General features: G+C 66.6%; 17 protein-coding genes. 12 read left to right on the top strand and 5 right to left on the bottom strand.

Annotation, left to right across the window (positions count from 1 at the left end; all coding sequences use genetic code 11):
• The first annotated feature begins 3 nt into the window (after positions 1-3).
• Together CSAL_RS14280 and CSAL_RS14275 are read left to right on the top strand one after the other, a co-directional pair.
• Positions 4-645 carry a DUF2959 family protein gene (locus CSAL_RS14280; protein ID WP_011508114.1) on the top strand — a complete coding sequence of 214 codons (642 nt, stop codon included), beginning with the start codon at positions 4-6 and terminating at the stop codon, positions 643-645.
• Complete coding sequence (locus tag CSAL_RS14275) at positions 632-1,606, top strand: GlxA family transcriptional regulator (protein WP_011508113.1); 975 nt, start codon at positions 632-634, stop codon at positions 1,604-1,606. Before CSAL_RS14280 ends, CSAL_RS14275 begins: the two co-directional genes overlap by 14 nt.
• A gap of 46 nt (positions 1,607-1,652) precedes the next feature.
• On the opposite strand, the gene CSAL_RS14270 is transcribed toward CSAL_RS14275, so the two are convergent.
• A complete protein-coding gene (locus tag CSAL_RS14270) occupies positions 1,653-3,098 on the bottom strand; it encodes a M48 family metalloprotease (protein WP_011508112.1) in 1,446 nt (481 codons plus the stop codon).
• 141 nt (positions 3,099-3,239) lie between these two features.
• Here CSAL_RS14270 and CSAL_RS14265 point away from each other — a divergent pair, with 141 nt between their 5' ends.
• The gene (locus CSAL_RS14265; RefSeq protein WP_011508111.1) at positions 3,240-3,491 is read left to right on the top strand and encodes a sulfurtransferase TusA family protein; all 252 of its coding nucleotides are present in this window, start codon (positions 3,240-3,242) and stop codon (positions 3,489-3,491) included.
• Positions 3,488-4,579 (top strand): AI-2E family transporter, encoded by a 1,092-nt coding sequence (locus tag CSAL_RS14260; RefSeq protein ID WP_011508110.1) that lies wholly within the window; start codon positions 3,488-3,490, stop codon positions 4,577-4,579. The genes CSAL_RS14265 and CSAL_RS14260 overlap by 4 nt, the downstream gene beginning before the upstream one ends.
• 2 nt (positions 4,580-4,581) lie before the next feature.
• Here CSAL_RS14260 and CSAL_RS14255 read toward each other — a convergent pair whose 3' ends face one another.
• Positions 4,582-5,058 carry a peroxiredoxin gene (locus tag CSAL_RS14255; RefSeq protein ID WP_011508109.1) on the bottom strand — a complete coding sequence of 159 codons (477 nt, stop codon included), beginning with the start codon at positions 5,056-5,058 and terminating at the stop codon, positions 4,582-4,584.
• 271 nt (positions 5,059-5,329) lie between these two features.
• On the opposite strand from CSAL_RS14255, the gene dapA reads away from it, so the two are divergent.
• The 4 genes from dapA (at position 5,330) to purC (ending at position 8,903) form a co-directional block, all read left to right on the top strand.
• Positions 5,330-6,214 (top strand): 4-hydroxy-tetrahydrodipicolinate synthase, encoded by an 885-nt coding sequence (gene dapA, locus CSAL_RS14250; protein ID WP_011508108.1) that lies wholly within the window; start codon positions 5,330-5,332, stop codon positions 6,212-6,214.
• A gap of 89 nt (positions 6,215-6,303) precedes the next feature.
• Entirely contained in the window at positions 6,304-7,254 is a 951-nt protein-coding gene (locus CSAL_RS14245; RefSeq protein WP_011508107.1) for an outer membrane protein assembly factor BamC, read from the top strand.
• A gap of 14 nt (positions 7,255-7,268) precedes the next feature.
• Complete coding sequence (locus tag CSAL_RS14240; RefSeq protein WP_011508106.1) at positions 7,269-8,060, top strand: MBL fold metallo-hydrolase; 792 nt, start codon at positions 7,269-7,271, stop codon at positions 8,058-8,060.
• A 132-nt stretch (positions 8,061-8,192) separates the two neighbouring features.
• Positions 8,193-8,903: a phosphoribosylaminoimidazolesuccinocarboxamide synthase gene (gene purC, locus CSAL_RS14235; RefSeq protein ID WP_011508105.1), complete on the top strand. Its 711-nt coding sequence runs from the start codon at positions 8,193-8,195 to the stop codon at positions 8,901-8,903.
• A gap of 56 nt (positions 8,904-8,959) precedes the next feature.
• Here purC and tsaA read toward each other — a convergent pair whose 3' ends face one another.
• Positions 8,960-9,715: a tRNA (N6-threonylcarbamoyladenosine(37)-N6)-methyltransferase TrmO gene (tsaA, locus tag CSAL_RS14230; RefSeq protein WP_011508104.1), complete on the bottom strand. Its 756-nt coding sequence runs from the start codon at positions 9,713-9,715 to the stop codon at positions 8,960-8,962.
• A gap of 193 nt (positions 9,716-9,908) precedes the next feature.
• On the opposite strand from tsaA, the gene CSAL_RS14225 reads away from it, so the two are divergent.
• The gene (locus tag CSAL_RS14225; RefSeq protein ID WP_224114302.1) at positions 9,909-10,397 is read left to right on the top strand and encodes a GNAT family N-acetyltransferase; all 489 of its coding nucleotides are present in this window, start codon (positions 9,909-9,911) and stop codon (positions 10,395-10,397) included.
• Between the two features lie 14 nt (positions 10,398-10,411).
• Here the strand turns inward: CSAL_RS14225 and CSAL_RS14220 are convergent, their stop codons facing one another.
• Together CSAL_RS14220 and CSAL_RS14215 are read right to left on the bottom strand one after the other, a co-directional pair.
• Positions 10,412-11,029, bottom strand: a complete 618-nt coding sequence (locus CSAL_RS14220) for a class I SAM-dependent methyltransferase (RefSeq protein WP_011508102.1) — start codon at positions 11,027-11,029, stop codon at positions 10,412-10,414.
• A 145-nt stretch (positions 11,030-11,174) separates the two neighbouring features.
• Entirely contained in the window at positions 11,175-11,969 is a 795-nt protein-coding gene (locus CSAL_RS14215) for an SDR family NAD(P)-dependent oxidoreductase (protein WP_011508101.1), read from the bottom strand.
• A 220-nt stretch (positions 11,970-12,189) separates the two neighbouring features.
• On the opposite strand from CSAL_RS14215, the gene CSAL_RS14210 reads away from it, so the two are divergent.
• From CSAL_RS14210 to astA, 3 genes are read left to right on the top strand one after another with little or no spacing between them, the layout of a single operon-like run.
• Positions 12,190-13,404, top strand: coding sequence for an aspartate aminotransferase family protein (locus tag CSAL_RS14210; protein WP_011508100.1), 1,215 nt, complete (start codon positions 12,190-12,192; stop codon positions 13,402-13,404).
• Positions 13,405-13,427: 23 nt separating this feature from the next.
• Entirely contained in the window at positions 13,428-14,492 is a 1,065-nt protein-coding gene (locus CSAL_RS14205) for an arginine N-succinyltransferase (protein ID WP_011508099.1), read from the top strand.
• Positions 14,492-15,508, top strand: a complete 1,017-nt coding sequence (gene astA / locus CSAL_RS14200; RefSeq protein WP_011508098.1) for an arginine N-succinyltransferase — start codon at positions 14,492-14,494, stop codon at positions 15,506-15,508. The genes CSAL_RS14205 and astA overlap by 1 nt, the downstream gene beginning before the upstream one ends.
• Positions 15,509-15,541: the final 33 nt, after the last annotated feature.

Raw genomic sequence — 15,541 nt, 5'->3', positions numbered from 1 at the left:
CGCATGACGGCGTTGCTGGTGCTGCTGACGATGCTCGCGGGATGCCAGGTATCGCCGTATTACGCGTCCATGGAGCGTCTCGGCGTCTCGCGTGGCGAGGTGCTGGCCGAGCGTGTCGATGCGGCGCGCGACGCCCAGCGCCGTTCGCAGAAGGCCCTCTCCAGTGCCTTGTCGCGCCTCGAGCTGGCGTTGTCCGCGTCGCCGAGCACGTTCTCCCGCGAGCGGGAGGCCTTGACCCAGGCGCTCGAGACGAGTCGCGACGCGCAGCGTGAACTGGCGTGGCGGCTCGAGGAGGCGGATGAGGCCGCCGATGCGGTGTTCTCCCAATGGCGGGAGGAACTCGACGCATACCACGATGACCGCTATCGCGAACTCAGCGAGCAGCAACTGGCCCGGTCCCGAGCGCGCTATGCCGAGCTTCGCGATGCACTGGGGGCCTCGCGCGACCAGATGCAGCCGTTGACGGCCACGCTCGACGATGCCGCCTTGCTGCTCAAGCACGAGGAGAACGCCCGTGACATGGCGGCACTGGGCGACCGCGTGTCGCTCATGGGTGACGAGATGGCTACGCTGACGACCCGCGCCGAGCGTATCGACCGGGAGACGGACGCCCTGGTGGAGGCCCTGCACGATGTTCGCCAGTGACGGCGTTCAAGACGCCCCGCGTCAGGTCGGGTTTCTCCTGCTGCCGGGGTTTTCGTTGCTGGCGCAGGCGTGTGCCATCGAGCCGTTGCACGTGGCCAATCTGCTGGCCGGGCGGCGGCTGTACATGCCGCGTACCTTCGGTCTCGACGGCCGTGCGGTGAAGAGTGCGGCGGAATTGTCACTGACGCCGGAGAGCGTGGCGGGCAGCGATGTCAGGCCGCTCGACATGCTGGTGATATGCGGCACGAGCCCGGAGCCCGCGAACGAACTGACCGGCCTCCACGCCTGGCTGCAGCGCCTCGCCGCCCGCGGTGTCATGCTCGGCGGCGTGGCCGGCGGCACGCAGGTCCTGGCGCAGGCGGGGGTGCTGGAGGGGTATCGTGTCACCTTGCACGTTGCCAGCACCGATGCCTTCAGCCGCGACTTTCCCGGCGTGCGTGTCTCGCATCAGCTGTTCGAGATCGACCGCGACCGGCTGACCTGCGGTGGCGGCACGGCGGCGATGGACATGATGATGACGCTGATCGCCCAGCAGCACGGCAATCGGCTGGCCGAGCGCGTCTCCGAGCACTTCGTGTGCGAGCGCATCCGCATGGCCGACGAGCCGCAGCAGGTACCGTTGCGCGCGCGGCTTGCCCACGCGCCGCAAAGCCTGATCGACGGCGTGGCGCTGATGGAGGCCAACATCGAGGAGCCCTTGACGACGCACGAGCTGGCCGAGCACCTGGGCATCTCGCGGCGTCAGCTGGAGCGCCTGTTCAAGAAATACCTGCAGGCGGTGCCGAGCCGCTATTATCTGGAGCTGCGCCTGCAGCAGGCGCGCCGATTGCTGCGTGACAGCGATCAGGCCGTTGGCGATATCGCGCTGGCGACAGGGTTTTCCTCGGGCGCGCATTTCTCCACGGCGTATCGCAACCACTTCGGCATCAGCCCCCGCGACGAACGCATTCCCCGACACTGATTCCCTTGCCGCCGCGTGGCGGGTCGCCGTTCTCTTCTTGCCGGCGCTAGAAATTGCGCAGCGTCTGTCGATATCCCAGATACGCCTGTCGACGTTCGCCGAGCCGGCTGGCCATGGCGAAGTCGCCTCGGTCGCGGGCGGTCTGCTCGGCGATGTCGATCTGCTTGATGGCGCGGTCGATATGGCCGGTGAGCTGCAAATGCTCGGCACGCGCGAGCATGCCCCACAGGTCGCGGCCGCTGCGTCCGGCGGCTTCGGCGAGCAGGGCGAAGACGTGCGGGTCCTCGGGGTACTGATCGCTCATGTCGCGCAGGACATTGAAGGCCTGGTCCGGCGCCTGCTGCAGCAGGACCTCGGCCTCGATGCGCTGTGCCGGGTAGTAGTCCGGCTGCAGGCGGAGAATGCGCCGGGCGCGACGCAGGGCGTCGTCGCGCTGTCCGGCGTCGAGGGCGACCTCGGCGGCGCTGGCGGGCAGCATGGAAAGGTCCGGCTGGGCCTCGCTCAGGGCGTCGAGGGTGGCGAGGGCCTTGGCGGTATTGCCGCGCTGGGCGTCGATCAAGGCCTGCAGGTAGCGGACCGCCGCTTCGGGCGGATCGTCCTGGCGCAGCCGGGTCATGGCCTGTTCAGGGTCGCTGCGATGGAGCGAGAGCAGCGCGCGGCCGCGAATCATCGCGAACACCTTGCTGGTATGCGGTGCGGGCGATGGCAGCTGGTTGGCGCGCGTCTGGGTGTCGCTGATGCGCGATTCGGTCACCGGGTGGGTGAGCAGAAACTCCGGCGGGTTGCCGCCCTGCAGGCTGGCCAGGTGCTGCATGGCGCGGAACATTTCCGGCATGGCCTGCGGGTCGAAGCCGGCATCGGCCATGGCGTCCAGGCCGATGCGGTCGGCCTCCTGCTCGAAGCGGCGCGAGTAGGCGAGCTGGTCCTGGATGAAGGCCGCCTGGGACCCGACCATGGTGGCCAGGCCGGCGTCGCCCGCGCCGCCGGCGGCCAGCACCATGCCGGCCAGCATCGCCGCCATGGTCGGCAACTGGGTTTCTTCCACGCGCTGCATGCGCCGTGCATAGTGGTGCTGCGAGAGATGGCCGAGTTCGTGGGCGATGACCGAAGCGAGAGTGTCTTCGCTGTCGGCGAAGGTGAACAGGCCGCTGTTGACCCCCATCACGCCGCCCGGCACGGCGAAGGCGTTGAGGAGACGACTGTCGACCAGGGTGACGATGACAGGGTCGTGAACGTCGGTGTAGGGCAGCAGGCGGGCGACCAGGCCATGAATGTAGTCACGGGCGATGGGGTCTTCCCACTCGTCGGTCTGGGCACGAAACTGGCGCAGCCAGGCGCGACCGAGGCGATACTCCTCGCCGCTGGAAACGCTCGCGCTGGCCCCGCCGAGCTCGGGCAGCCCGTAATCGTCCTGCGCCATGGCAACGGGGGTGACCACGCACGCGGCCAGGGCGAGACAAAGAACGGGAAGCAGATTCCAGCGGCGTGGCATGGGCATCCTCGTGGTGACGTGACGAAGCGGGAAGGCCGACGCCGTGACGCGCGCCGTGCTACCGTGGCTTCGACATTGAACTGTCTGGCAAAGTGCCTTTAAATCGTGGCGTTTTCAACTACCGAACTGCTGGGGGCACAGATGGCGTTGCAACCCGATCGCGTGCTCGATGCACGTGGCCTGCATTGTCCGTTGCCGTTGCTCAAGGCCAAGCAGGCCTTGTCGACGCTCGACGACGGGGCGTTGCTCGAGGTCCAGGCGACCGACGCGGGCTCGTGGCAGGATTTCGAGACCTTCGCCGCGCAGGGCACGCACCGGCTCGAGGCACGCGAGGAAAGAGACGGCGTGTATCATTACTGGCTGCGCAAGGGTCAACAGGGAAGCACTGCATGACGATGAAGAGCCTCTTCAAGGGGTGGATGGAGCGCTATTTCTCCGATGAGGAAGCCGTGGTGCTGCTCATCGTGCTGGTGCTGGGCTTCGCGGCCGTCATTTGTCTCGGCCAGATGCTGGCGCCGTTCTTCACGGCGCTGGTGCTGGCCTTCCTGCTGGAAGGCGTCGTCGCCTGGTTCGAGCGTCGGGGACTGCCGCGCCTGGCGTCGGTGCTGCTGGTGTTCTTGTTTTTCATCGGTGCCTTGCTGGCGCTGGCGTTGATCATCATGCCGCTGGTCTGGAACCAGACGGTGGAACTGGTGCAGGAAGCGCCGCGCATGTTCGCGAGCGGCCAGGCGTGGCTGGATGGCCTGCAGTCACGCTACCCGACCCTGATCACGCCGGCGCAGATCGAGGACTGGATCGCCACGGCGGGACGTGAGGCGACTCAGCTCGGCCAGCGGGCCTTGACGCTGTCGCTGGCGTCGCTGGGCAACCTGCTGGGCCTGCTCATCTACCTGGTGCTGGTGCCGATCCTGGTGTTCTTCCTGCTCAAGGACCGCGAACGCCTGACGCAATTCCTGCTGTCGCTGCTGCCCAGAAAGCGTGTCCTGATGACCCGCATCTGGCACGAAATGGACGACCAGATCGCCAATTACATTCGCGGCAAGGCGATCGAGATTCTCATCGTCGGCGTGGCCGCGTTCGCGACGTTCTGGGCGTTCGGCCTGCCCTATACCGCCTTGCTGGCCTTGATCGTGGGGCTTTCGGTGCTGGTGCCGTATATCGGCGCGGCGGTGGCGACGCTGCCGGTGGCGGCCGTGGCCGGCTTTCACTTCGGGATCAGCGAGCAGTTCGCGTATGTCCTGATCGCGTATGCGGTGCTGCAGGCGCTCGACGGCAACGTGCTGGTGCCGATCCTGTTTTCCGAGGCGGTCAACCTGCACCCGGTGTCGATCATTCTGGCGGTGCTGTTCTTCGGCGGGATATGGGGCTTCTGGGGCGTGTTCTTCGCGATTCCGCTGGCGACCTTGCTCAAGGCGCTGGTACAGGCCTGGCCGCGCGGCGTGCGCGACCCAGGCCTGCGACCTCCCACGGGAGAGGCGTGACCTCAGGAGGCGGCGTTGAGTTCGCGGGCGGCCTCGAGCACTTCCTCGACATGGCCCTTGACCTTCACCTTGCGCCATTCACGCGCCAGGTTGCCGTCACGGTCGATCAAGAAGGTGCTGCGCTCGATGCCTAGATGCTCCTTGCCGTACAACTTCTTGAGCTTGATGACGTCGAACAGCTGGCACAGGGCTTCGTCCTTGTCGGAAATCAGCTCGAAGTTGAAGCCCTGCTTGGCCTTGAAGTTCTCGTGGGCGCGCAGGCCGTCCCGCGAGACGCCCAGGATGACGGTGTTGGCGTCGGCGAAGTCGGCCTTGCGATCGCGGAAGTCGCCGCCTTCGGTGGTGCAGCCCGGCGTACTGTCCTTGGGATAGAAATAGATCACGAGCTGTCGGCCGCGATAGTCGGAAAGCGATACCTGCTGATCGCCGGTGGCCGCGGCCGTGAACTCGGGAACGGGGTGGCCGATAGTGACGCTCATGGGAGTCTCCTGGGTCATGAAATGAAGGGCATGAAATGACAGGGTGTCGCCACCCTGGGTCGGTCGCAAGATTACATGGCAGCCGGACGCGACTGTCAAAGCGCGTGTCTTCTGTACAGGATGAAGCTGGCTGAGTACCATTTAATTCCTATCGACATCATGACAGGACAGGCCGGTTCGGCGCTTGGCAAGGCCGGTTGGCGATATCCCGTTCTTATCGCCCGCGCATGCCGGTGGCACGCTGGCCCGATTCACAGGAGAGCACCGCAGGATGATCACAGGCAGCATCGTCGCCTTGGCGACACCGATGAAGGCCAGTGGCGAGATCGACTGGGAGGCGCTGCGCCGCCTGGTGGGCTTCCATCTCGACAACGGCACCGATGCCATCGTCGCGGCGGGAACCACCGGCGAGCCGACCACCATGTCCTTCGCCGAACACTTCGACGTCATCCGCTGCGTCGTCGAGGAAGTCGCCGGGCGCATTCCGGTAATTGCCGGCACCGGCGCCAACGCGACCTCGGAGGCCGTCGAGCTGGCGCGCTATGCACGCGAGGTGGGCGCGGACCTGTGTCTTTCCGTCGCCCCGTACTACAACAAGCCCACGCAGGAAGGGCTCTACCAGCATTTCAAGGCCGTTGCCGAGGGCGGCGGCTTGCCCGTCATCCTGTACAACGTGCCGGGTCGCACGTGCTCGGATATCTACAACGAGACCGTGTTCCGGCTCGCCGAGCTCGAGAACATCGTGGGGCTCAAGGATGCCACCGGCAATCTGGAGCGCGCCGAGGAGCTGGTCGATCGCCTGAAAGGCTCCGACTTCGCCCTGTATTCCGGTGACGATCCCACGGCGTGCGATTTCATGCTGATGGGCGGCCATGGCGACATTTCGGTATGTGCCAACGTCGCGCCGCGTGCCATGCACGAGCTGTGCGAGGCCGCCGTGGCCGGAGACGACGAGCGCGCGCATCAGATCAACACCCGCCTGATGCCGTTGCATACCGCGCTTGGCGTCGAGGCCAACCCGATCCCCGTGAAGTGGGCGCTGCATCGCATGGGGCTGGCCGAGCAGGGCATTCGTCTGCCGATGACCTGGCTTTCCGACAAGTATCATTCCACGGTGAGCGAAGCCCTGCAGCTCGCCGGCGTGACCGAAGGCTGACCAATCGTCGAGAGGCGTCGAGGAGTGTGGGCGCCGACGGCGCCCGCGGCATGCCTCGGCGTCGACCAACGCATCAAGAAGGTGAATGCATGAACCCCGTCCTGAAATGGATGCCGCTGATCATCGGCGCCACGCTGGTCGTCAGCGGCTGCAGTCGTTCCGGTTATTACTACGACCGCAACGACGAATACATCAATGCCGAGATGGTCGAGCCGTTGACGTTGCCCGATTCCCGCAATGCCGCCAAGTACCAGAATGCCATGCCGGTGCCCGATGCCAGCAGCGACTTCGTGGCAGCGGATGGCGATTTCGAGGCGCCGCGTCCGCGCCCCCTGGCGTCCAGCCGGGACGGCGAGACCTCCTTCGTCGAGTCGCGCGAGGCCGGCCAGGAGCGCTGGCTGGTGGTCAACGCGTCGCCCGGCGGCGTCTGGCCGCTGCTGCAAGGGTTCGCGAGCGAGCAGGGGTTGCAAGTCGAAAGTGCCGATGTCGGCCGTGGACGTCTCGAGACCGATCAGGGCACGTTGAGCGTCCGTCAGGGGCTGCGCGATGGCGCCAGCGAAGTGCGTTGCGAGGGAAGCGCGAACGAAGTCCAGTGCCTGGATGCGTTGCAGCGTTATCTGTCCGCCAACGCCGGCAGTCAGGCCGGGGTATCGCTGGCGGCGCAGCCGCTCGCCAGTGACGAGCGCGTGCGTCTGTCGAACCATGACGGCGAATGGCAGCTCGACCTGGCGCTGAACCTCGAGCGGGCCTGGTCGGAGTTGCGTTATCAGCTGGAAAACGACTTCGAGACCGAGCGTGGCACCCTGATCGACCAGAACCGCAGTGCCGGTCAGTTCGTGGTCGAATACGCCTCGCGTGACGACGATGGCGGCTGGTTCGACTGGTTCGGCGGCGACGATGCGGCCAAGCGCTATCGTCTCGACGTCAGCGCCGCGGCGGAGAACACGACGCAGGTGCGTGTCAGCGGCGAGAATGGCGGCGACGTTCCCTCGAGCGAGGCTCGAGAGCTGCTCGACGCCGTCGCGGCGACCTTGCGCTAAGAGGGCCGCCGGGCATGGCAGAGGGACACGCGGCCACGCCGGCGCTTCGTTTCGCCTCGCTGGGCAGTGGCAGCAAGGGCAACGCCACCCTGGTCAGCGACGGCGAGACGCATGTCCTGGTCGATTGCGGCTTCGGCCTGCGCGAGACCGAGCGACGTCTCGCTCAGTTCGGGCTGCATCCGCGTCAGCTCGATGCCATCCTGCTGACTCACGAGCATGGCGATCACATTCGCGGGGTGGGGCCGTTGGCGCGGCGCTATGCGATGCCGGTCTACCTGACCGCGGGCACCTGGCTCTCGGGCCGCTTGGGCGAGGTGCCGCGTCACGAATGGGTCGTGCCCCAGTCCCGCTTCGCGATCAAGGGCCTGGACATCGACCCGGTCACCGTGCCGCACGATGCCCGGGAGCCGGTCCAATTTCGCTTTCGCGCCCACGACCGCCATCTGGGAGTGCTCACCGATCTCGGCCATCCGAGCGAGCATGTGGTCGAGGCCTTTCAGGGATGCGATGCCCTGATTCTGGAATGCAACCATGATCGCCGGATGCTGGACGTCGGCCCCTATCCGCCCCGGCTCAAGCGGCGCGTCGGCGGTCACTGGGGCCATCTGGCCAATGTGCAGGCCGCCGAGCTGCTGGCGCGCCTGGGGCTGGACCGCCTGCAACGCATCGTCTGCTCGCACATCTCGGAGGAGAACAACCGCCCCGAGTTGGCGCTGGAGGCCTTGACCCCCTTGCTGTCCGGCGATGAGTCGCGGCTGCTGGTCTCGGCGCAGGCGCATGGGTTCGCATGGCAGACCATCGCGTGAGGCCGTGGGCAGGGGCCGAGCCGACGGCGCCGGTGCCTGTCGACGGCGACAATGTTTCGAATACGACGCGGGTTCGTGCGAGCCGCGCGCAGACAAGCCAGCCGGCCCGTCGAGGGCCAATGGGGAGACCTCATGGAAAAACGTGACGAGCTGTACGCGGGCAAAGCCAAGTCCGTCTACCGCACCGACGACCCGCAGCGCCTGATCCTGCACTTTCGCGACGACACCAGTGCCTTCGACGGCAAGAAGAAGGAGTCGCTGGCACGCAAGGGCATGGTCAACAACAAGTTCAACGCCTTCATCATGGAGAAGCTTCAGGCGGCGGGCATCCCGACGCATTTCGAGAAGCTGATCGCCGATGACGAGTGCGTGGTCAAGAATCTCGAGATGATTCCGGTTGAATGCGTGGTGCGCAACGTGGCCGCCGGCGGCCTGGTGCGTCGCCTGGGCGTCGAGGAAGGGCAGACGCTGACACCGCCCACGTTCGAGCTGTTCCTCAAGGACGATGCCCATGGCGACCCGATGATCAACGAGTCGCTGGCCGAGACCTTCGGCTGGGCGACGCCCGAGCAACTGGCGACCATGAAGGCGCTGACCTTCAAGGTCAACGACGTCCTCAAGCAGCTGTTCCTGGATGGCGGCATGCTGCTGGTCGACTACAAGCTCGAATTCGGTCTGTTCGACGGCGAGGTGATGCTGGGCGATGAGTTCTCGCCGGATGGCTGCCGCCTGTGGGACGCCAATACGCGCGAGAAGATGGACAAGGACCGGTTCCGTCAAGGACTCGGGGGCGTCATCGAAGCCTATGAAGAAGTCGGGCGGCGGATCGGCATCAGCTTCTGAACGTCGTGTATCGCCGACCCATGCTTGCGGGGCGCCTTCGGGCGCCCCGCTGTCGTTCAGGCGGCAGGCGCTGCGGGGATGATGGCCACCACGTGCAGGGCCTCGATGTCGTCGGCGAGGCTCGCATGGAAGCGGACGTCGACATCGCGCAGGCGCACGCCGTAGCGGCGGGCGTCGGCCTCGGCCGCCTTCCTGTGGTAGGCGGGACGCGGGTCCTGGGCCAGCACCTGGCGGATCAGGTCGCGCAGCGAGTCGCCATCCTCGCGCGCGAGCAGGGTCGCCTCGGCGGCGGCGGAAAACGTCACCGGCAATGACGCGGGCGGCGCCGGCGCGAAGCCGCTGCGGGCCTCGGGACGCGATTCGGCCCAGGCCAGATAGGGCTTGATGTCGAGCACCGGGGTGCCGTCGACGAGGTCGTGGCCGCGCAGGTGCAATGTCACGCCCCGGCGGGTATCGACCTCGACCAGCTCGACCAGCGACAGGCCCAGGCGATTGGGTCGGTGCGTGCTGCGTGTCGCGAAGACGCCTTGCTTGGCATTGCCGCCGAGACGCGGCGGGCGTACCAGGGGCGTCCAGCGGGCGGGGCTGTGATGAAAGATGAAGGTCAGCCAGAGATGGCTGAAGGTCTCCAGGCCGCGCACGGCGAGCGGATCGTCGAACGGCGGCAACAGGCGCAGCGTGGCGCGGGCGGCGCTGGCCAGCCCCGGCTGGCGCGGGATACCGAACTTGTCCGGATAGTCGCTGGCGATGCGCCCGATGGGCGTGAGCGTGACGGCCGCCGGTTCGACAGGGGGAAGGTCGCGATCGGTCATCGCGGCATTATGCCCAATACCGGCGCGTTCGGCGAGGCGTTCGAGAGGGCGTTCGGGAGAGGTTGACGGGGGCGCTGGCGTGGCGGGCATGGCTTGTGTAGGCTGCGCGTGACGGCCCTTTTCGTGACGGGAACCGTCATGCGTCGTGACCGCGAACCGCCGTCATGCGATTTCGACAAGACGAGAGACTCCGGTGATCGAACGAATCGTCTACCGTGCCGCCAAGCCCCGCGATGCCGCCGATCAGGCGGAAGTGTTCCACCATGCGGTGATGCAGGGCGCCGCCGGGTATTACACCCTGGCGCAGCGCGATGCCTGGGCCATGGCCCTGCCACGTGACGCCGAGGCCTGGGCGGCGCGCCAGGTGCTGTACCCGACGCTGGTGGCGATCTGCGATGGGCGCTGTGTCGGCTTCTGCGAGCTCGACCCCGAAGCCGGACGTATCGAGACACTCTATGTGTGGCCTTCGCTGGCGCGTCGAGGCGTGGGCAAAAGTCTGCTCGAGTATGCCGAGGGCGAGATGCGCCAGCGCGGTGTGACCTGCCTGCGCATCGAGGCCAGTCTGGTGCTGGCGGATGCCCTGGTACGCCGTGACTGGCGTCACGATGGAGAGGACTGGGTCGAGCGTGCCGGCGAGCGGATTCCCCGCGTTCGGCTCAGCAAGGCGCTCCAGGCCCTATAGGCAACGTCGGCGTGTCATGCCTTGCGGGCCAGCAGGGCGCGAAACAGTGTCCCCATCATCACCGGCGTGTCGTGCTCGACGACGAAACCGGCGCCTTCCAGCAATGGCCGCGCCTGACGCGTGATATCGGTGGCCAGGAACGAGGTCACCACGTTCACCAGACGGCGCACCACCCCGGCCGGGCGAGCATCGCTCTGGAACTTGTCCATCACGCAGAGCTGACCGTCCTCCACCAGCACCCGGTGCGCTTCGCGCAGTCCAGCCTGCGGGTCGGGCATGACCGCGACGATCAGGTGCATGACCACCACATCGAAATGCGCGTCGGGGTAGTCGAGCCGGGCGGCATCCATGGTCGAGGCGATGACGTCCAGGCCGTAACGATCGGCCCTTGCCTCGAGGCGCGCGAGCATCAGCGGCGAGATGTCGATGGCATGTATTTCGACATCGCGCGGCAGACAGGGCAGATCGAGCCCCGTGCCGGCGCCGATCAGCAGCACGCGCTGGCCCTGGCGCCAGTGCACCGCATCCAGCGCCAGGCGACGCGCGCGCCGGAACGCCCGTGCGACCACCAGATCGTAGACCGGTGCGTAAAGCGAATATCGCAGGCGATTCCAGGCGGTCGTGTTGAACATGACGCGGCGCTCCGGCAAGGGGGTAACGCCGTCTTAGCACGTTGCCGGCGGGGCGTCCATGCGGGAATGGGCTTGCGAGACAATCCGTGCGCAACCTGGAGTCTGGGGCAGGCATGGCCCGGTACATCGGGCCATGCGCGCACGATCACGCCATGCTGTCGACGATGCCGCCTTCCACGCGCAGCGGCGCGCCCGTGGTGGCGCTGGCCTGCGGCGATGCGGCATAGACGCACATGTTGGCGACTTCCTCGGGCGTGGCAAGCCGTCCGATGATCGAGCTGGGGCGGTTTTCCTTGACGAAGCGTTCCTCCATGGCCTCCTGGGACACGCCTTCCTGCTCGGCCATCTTGGCGATCATGTCGACCACGCCCTCGGAGCGTGTCGGCCCCGGCAGCACCGCGTTGACGGTCACGCCGGTGCCCGCCATCACCTTGGCCAGGCCGCGCGAGATCGACTGCACGGCGGACTTGGTCATGCCGTAATGCACCATTTCGGCGGGGATGTTGAGGGCCGATTCGCTGGACAGGAACTGAATGCGTCCCCAGCCGCGTGCCTTCATGCCCTGCGCATAGTGACGCGACAGGCGCACCCCGCTCATCACGTTGACCTGGAAGAATTGTTCCCAGGTGGCGTCATCGGTCTCGAAGAAATCCTGCGGACCGAAGATCCCCACGTTGTTGATCAGGATGTCGGTGTCCGGGCGAGCGGATATCAGCGCCTGGCAGCCTTCGGCGGTGCCCAGGTCGGCGGCGACGCCGGAAACCCTGGCGCCGGAGACCGCGGCTTTCAGGTCGCTCAGCGCTTTGTCGACGCGTGCCTGGGTACGTCCGGTCAGGGTGACCTCGGCGCCGGCATTGGCCAGTCCCTGGGCGATGGCGAAACCGATGCCGGCGGTGGAGCCGGTGACGATGGCGGATTTGCCGCTGAGATCGATCTGCATGTCGAGCCTCCTTGTCTTGCGTGAGCGTCGTCTAACGCGAGTGTCGCGCCCGCTGCGGCGCGATCGTGAGTCCGCAAATGAGTTGGTCGGGGCGAGCAGGGCAAAACTCAACCGCTTTTCGTAAATCGTCGTCACATCGCTGAAAGACCCGGCGGCCTCCCCGCTCGTATACTCAATGCCAACCTACCGTATTCGTTGACCCACTCAGGAGGACCCCACGATGTCCCAGTCACCGACCCGCGACGATTTCGAACGCTACATGGTGCCCAATTACGCTCCGCAGCGGACGATTCCGGTGCGTGGCGAAGGTAGCCGTCTGTGGGATCAGGATGGGCGCGAATACATCGATTTCGCCGGGGGCATCGCGGTCAACGCGCTGGGGCATTGTCATCCCGCGCTGGTCTCGGCGCTCAAGGGGCAGGCCGACAAGCTCTGGCACCTTTCCAACGTCTATACCAACGAGCCGGCCCTGGCCCTGGCCAAGTCGCTGGTCGAGCGGACCTTCGCCGACAAGGCCTATTTCTGCTCCTCCGGCGGCGAAGCCAACGAAGCGGCCTTCAAGCTGGCCCGGCGCTGGGCCCACGATACGCACGGCGCCCACAAGGACAAGATCATTTCCTTCCGCCAGTCGTTCCACGGGCGGACGCTGTTCACGGTCAGTGTCGGCGGTCAGCCCAAGTATTCCGAAGGCTTCGGGCCGATCCCCGGCCGCATTGAGCATGCGGTGTACAACGATCTGGACAGCGTGCGCGAGCTGATCGACGACGCCACCTGTGCGGTGGTCGTCGAGCCGATGCAGGGCGAGGGCGGCGTGGTGCCTGCCGAGGCGGATTTCCTGCATGGACTGCGCGCCTTGTGCGACGAGCATCAGGCACTGCTGGTCTTCGACGAAGTGCAATCCGGCGTGGGCCGTAGCGGCTATCTCTACGCGTACATGCATTACGGCGTGACGCCGGACATTCTGACCACCGCCAAGGCCCTGGGCGGCGGGTTCCCCGTCGGCGCCATGCTGACCACCGACCGCGTCGCGCCGTCGCTGGCGGTGGGCACTCACGGCTCCACCTACGGTGGCAATCCGCTGGCCTGCGCGGTGGCGCTGGCGGCGGTGGAGACCATCGACACGCCCGAGGTGCTGTCGGGCGTCATGCGCCGGCATGCTCTGTTCAAGGAGCATCTCGAGGCGATCAATCGTCGCCATGGCGTCTTCAAGGAAGTGCGCGGCCTGGGCCTGCTGCTCGGGGCCGAGATGGCACCGGCCTACGAGGGACGGGCCAAGGAAATCCTGCCGCTGGCCATGGAGGAAGGATTGATGGCGCTGGTCGCCGGTCCCAACGTGCTGCGCATGGCGCCGTCGCTGGTGATTTCCGACACCGACGTCAACGAGGGGATGGCGCGCCTCGAACGTGCCATCGGCCGCTTCGTGCAGGGCGCATGAGCGCGCAACCAAGAGGCACTGACATGCTTGTCGTCCGTCCCGTTCAACCGCGCGACCTGCCGGCGCTGGAGCGCCTGGCGGGGAGCGCCACGCCGCGTCTGACCAATCTGCCTGCGCATCGCGACCGTCTCGAGGAGCGCATCGCGCGCTCGACGCGAGCCCTGGCACGCGAGGTCGATTTTCCCGGCGATGAGGCCTACACCTTCGTGCTCGAGGATCTCGACCTCGACGAGGTGGTGGGGACCGCCAGCATTCGCGCCCAGGCCGGTGCGCAGGATGCGTATTACACCTACCGCCAGGAAACCCTGATCCACGCCTCGCAGCAGCTCAACGTGCGCCGCGAGGTGCAGACGCTGTCGCTTTCGCACGAGACGTCCGAGACCACGCTGCTGTGCGCCTTGTCGCTGGACGCCCGCTACAAGGGCACCAGCGCCGAGAGCCTGCTGCGGCGTGCGCGTCTGATGTTCATCGCCCAATACCCGGAGCGTTTCGCATCGCTTCTGGCGGTGGCCTTCCCGGGCTATCTCGACGCCCAGGGCGAGTCGCCGTTCTGGAACAGCGTCGGGCGGCACTTCTTCGCCCGTGGGTTTCAGGAGATCAACCTGCTGGCGGGCGTGCGCTCGAAGAGCTTCATCGCCGAGGTCATGCCGCAGTTTCCGTTATATCTGCCCCTGCTCACGCCCCAGGCACGGGCCGCCATCGGGCGCGAGCACCCCGATCACGAAGGGGCACTCGAGGAGATGCTGGCCGAGGGGTTCGTGCGCTCGCGCCACGTGGACATCTTCGATGCCGGCCCCGTCGTGCGGGGCGAGCGCGATCGTCTGCAGAGCGTGCGTCAGGCGAGCTGGCATCCGGTGCGGCTGCGGCCTGGGCATGTCTTGCCGGATGCCGAGCCGGCGCTGATCGCCAATCAACAGCTGGGCGGCTTCCGCTGTCTGGTGGCGCGCTACGCGCTGTCGCCGACGGGGCAGTTGATGCTTTCGCCGGAGCACGCCGCGCTGCTGGGCGTCGAGGAGGGACGTGCGGTCCTGGCCGCGCCGCTGGCGTTGCCCGCCGTCATGGATGAAGTCGACGAAGGAGACGCCTGATGCGCATTCGTCCCATTGAGCGCCGTGACATCGACGGCCTGCAGAGCCTGGCCTGGCAGACCGGCGTGGGGTTCACGTCGCTGCCCGACAATCGCGACTTCCTGGCCGCCAAGATCGAACACGCGGTGAGCGCCTTCGAGGAACGCAGCGCCATCGACGACCGGTTGTATTTCTTCGTGCTCGAGGATGACGCCACCGGCGAGCTGGCGGGTTGCTGCGCGATCGAGGCGCAGGTCGGTCGCGAGGTGCCGTTCTACAACTATCGCCTGGGCACGCTGGCGCATTCCTCGGTCCAGCTCGATCTGCACCGCACCATCGATACGCTGTTTCTCAGCTCCGACCATACCGGCGACGCCGAGGTCTGCTCGTTGTACCTGCGTCCCGAGTATCGTCGCGATCGCAATGGCGCCTTGCTGTCCAAGGCGCGCTGGCTGTTCATCGCCGAGTTTCGCGACCGCTTCCCCGACAAGGTGCTGGCCGAGATGCGCGGCCGCTTCGATGAAAACGGCACCAGTGCGTTCTGGCATTGCCTGGGCAGCCATTTCTTTCCCATGGACTTCAACGAGGCCGACCGTCTCACCGGTCTCGGCCAGAAGAGCTTCATCGGCGAGCTGATGCCCAAGTTCCCGATCTACACGCCGTTTCTTTCCGAGGAAGCGCGCGCCTGCATCGGCGCCGTTCACGAGCACACTCGTCCGGCGCTGGAGATGCTCAAGAAGGAAGGGCTGCGCTGGGAAGGCTATATCGACATCTTCGATGGCGGGCCCACGGTCGAGGCCTACATCGACGATGTGCGCGCCGTGCGCGACTCGGCCCGCTACCCGGTGAAGCTCGACGATGCTGCTCCGCAGGGCGAGCGTCCCACCTGGCTGGTGGCGACCTCGGGCATGCGCGATTTCCGCGCCGCCTGGATCGGACGTGGGCCGGGGGCGGACGGCATGCTCACGTTGACCTCGGACGAGGCTCGGCGGCTCGGGGTCGGCGAGGGCGATACGCTGCGCCTGCTCGAGACCTGACGCGGACTCATCCATTACGCGCCGGCGTGTCGG

The organism is Chromohalobacter israelensis DSM 3043, from assembly GCF_000055785.1.
GTDB classification, from domain to species: domain Bacteria; phylum Pseudomonadota; class Gammaproteobacteria; order Pseudomonadales; family Halomonadaceae; genus Chromohalobacter; species Chromohalobacter israelensis.
The sequence above is the reverse complement of the archived record's forward strand: the minus strand, read 5'-3'. Positions and strand labels throughout refer to the sequence as shown.

Coding starts and splice junctions, on each gene's coding strand:
- CSAL_RS14205 (WP_011508099.1), top strand. CDS start 13,428: ATGCTTGTCGTCCGTCCCGTTCAACCGCGCGACCTGCCGGCGCTGGAG.
- purC (WP_011508105.1), top strand. CDS start 8,193: ATGGAAAAACGTGACGAGCTGTACGCGGGCAAAGCCAAGTCCGTCTAC.
- CSAL_RS14220 (WP_011508102.1), bottom strand. CDS start 11,029: ATGTTCAACACGACCGCCTGGAATCGCCTGCGATATTCGCTTTACGCA.
- CSAL_RS14270 (WP_011508112.1), bottom strand. CDS start 3,098: ATGCCACGCCGCTGGAATCTGCTTCCCGTTCTTTGTCTCGCCCTGGCC.
- CSAL_RS14255 (WP_011508109.1), bottom strand. CDS start 5,058: ATGAGCGTCACTATCGGCCACCCCGTTCCCGAGTTCACGGCCGCGGCC.
- CSAL_RS14265 (WP_011508111.1), top strand. CDS start 3,240: ATGGCGTTGCAACCCGATCGCGTGCTCGATGCACGTGGCCTGCATTGT.
- CSAL_RS14215 (WP_011508101.1), bottom strand. CDS start 11,969: ATGCAGATCGATCTCAGCGGCAAATCCGCCATCGTCACCGGCTCCACC.
- tsaA (WP_011508104.1), bottom strand. CDS start 9,715: ATGACCGATCGCGACCTTCCCCCTGTCGAACCGGCGGCCGTCACGCTC.
- dapA (WP_011508108.1), top strand. CDS start 5,330: ATGATCACAGGCAGCATCGTCGCCTTGGCGACACCGATGAAGGCCAGT.
- CSAL_RS14245 (WP_011508107.1), top strand. CDS start 6,304: ATGAACCCCGTCCTGAAATGGATGCCGCTGATCATCGGCGCCACGCTG.
- astA (WP_011508098.1), top strand. CDS start 14,492: ATGCGCATTCGTCCCATTGAGCGCCGTGACATCGACGGCCTGCAGAGC.
- CSAL_RS14275 (WP_011508113.1), top strand. CDS start 632: ATGTTCGCCAGTGACGGCGTTCAAGACGCCCCGCGTCAGGTCGGGTTT.
- CSAL_RS14260 (WP_011508110.1), top strand. CDS start 3,488: ATGACGATGAAGAGCCTCTTCAAGGGGTGGATGGAGCGCTATTTCTCC.
- CSAL_RS14210 (WP_011508100.1), top strand. CDS start 12,190: ATGTCCCAGTCACCGACCCGCGACGATTTCGAACGCTACATGGTGCCC.
- CSAL_RS14280 (WP_011508114.1), top strand. CDS start 4: ATGACGGCGTTGCTGGTGCTGCTGACGATGCTCGCGGGATGCCAGGTA.
- CSAL_RS14240 (WP_011508106.1), top strand. CDS start 7,269: ATGGCAGAGGGACACGCGGCCACGCCGGCGCTTCGTTTCGCCTCGCTG.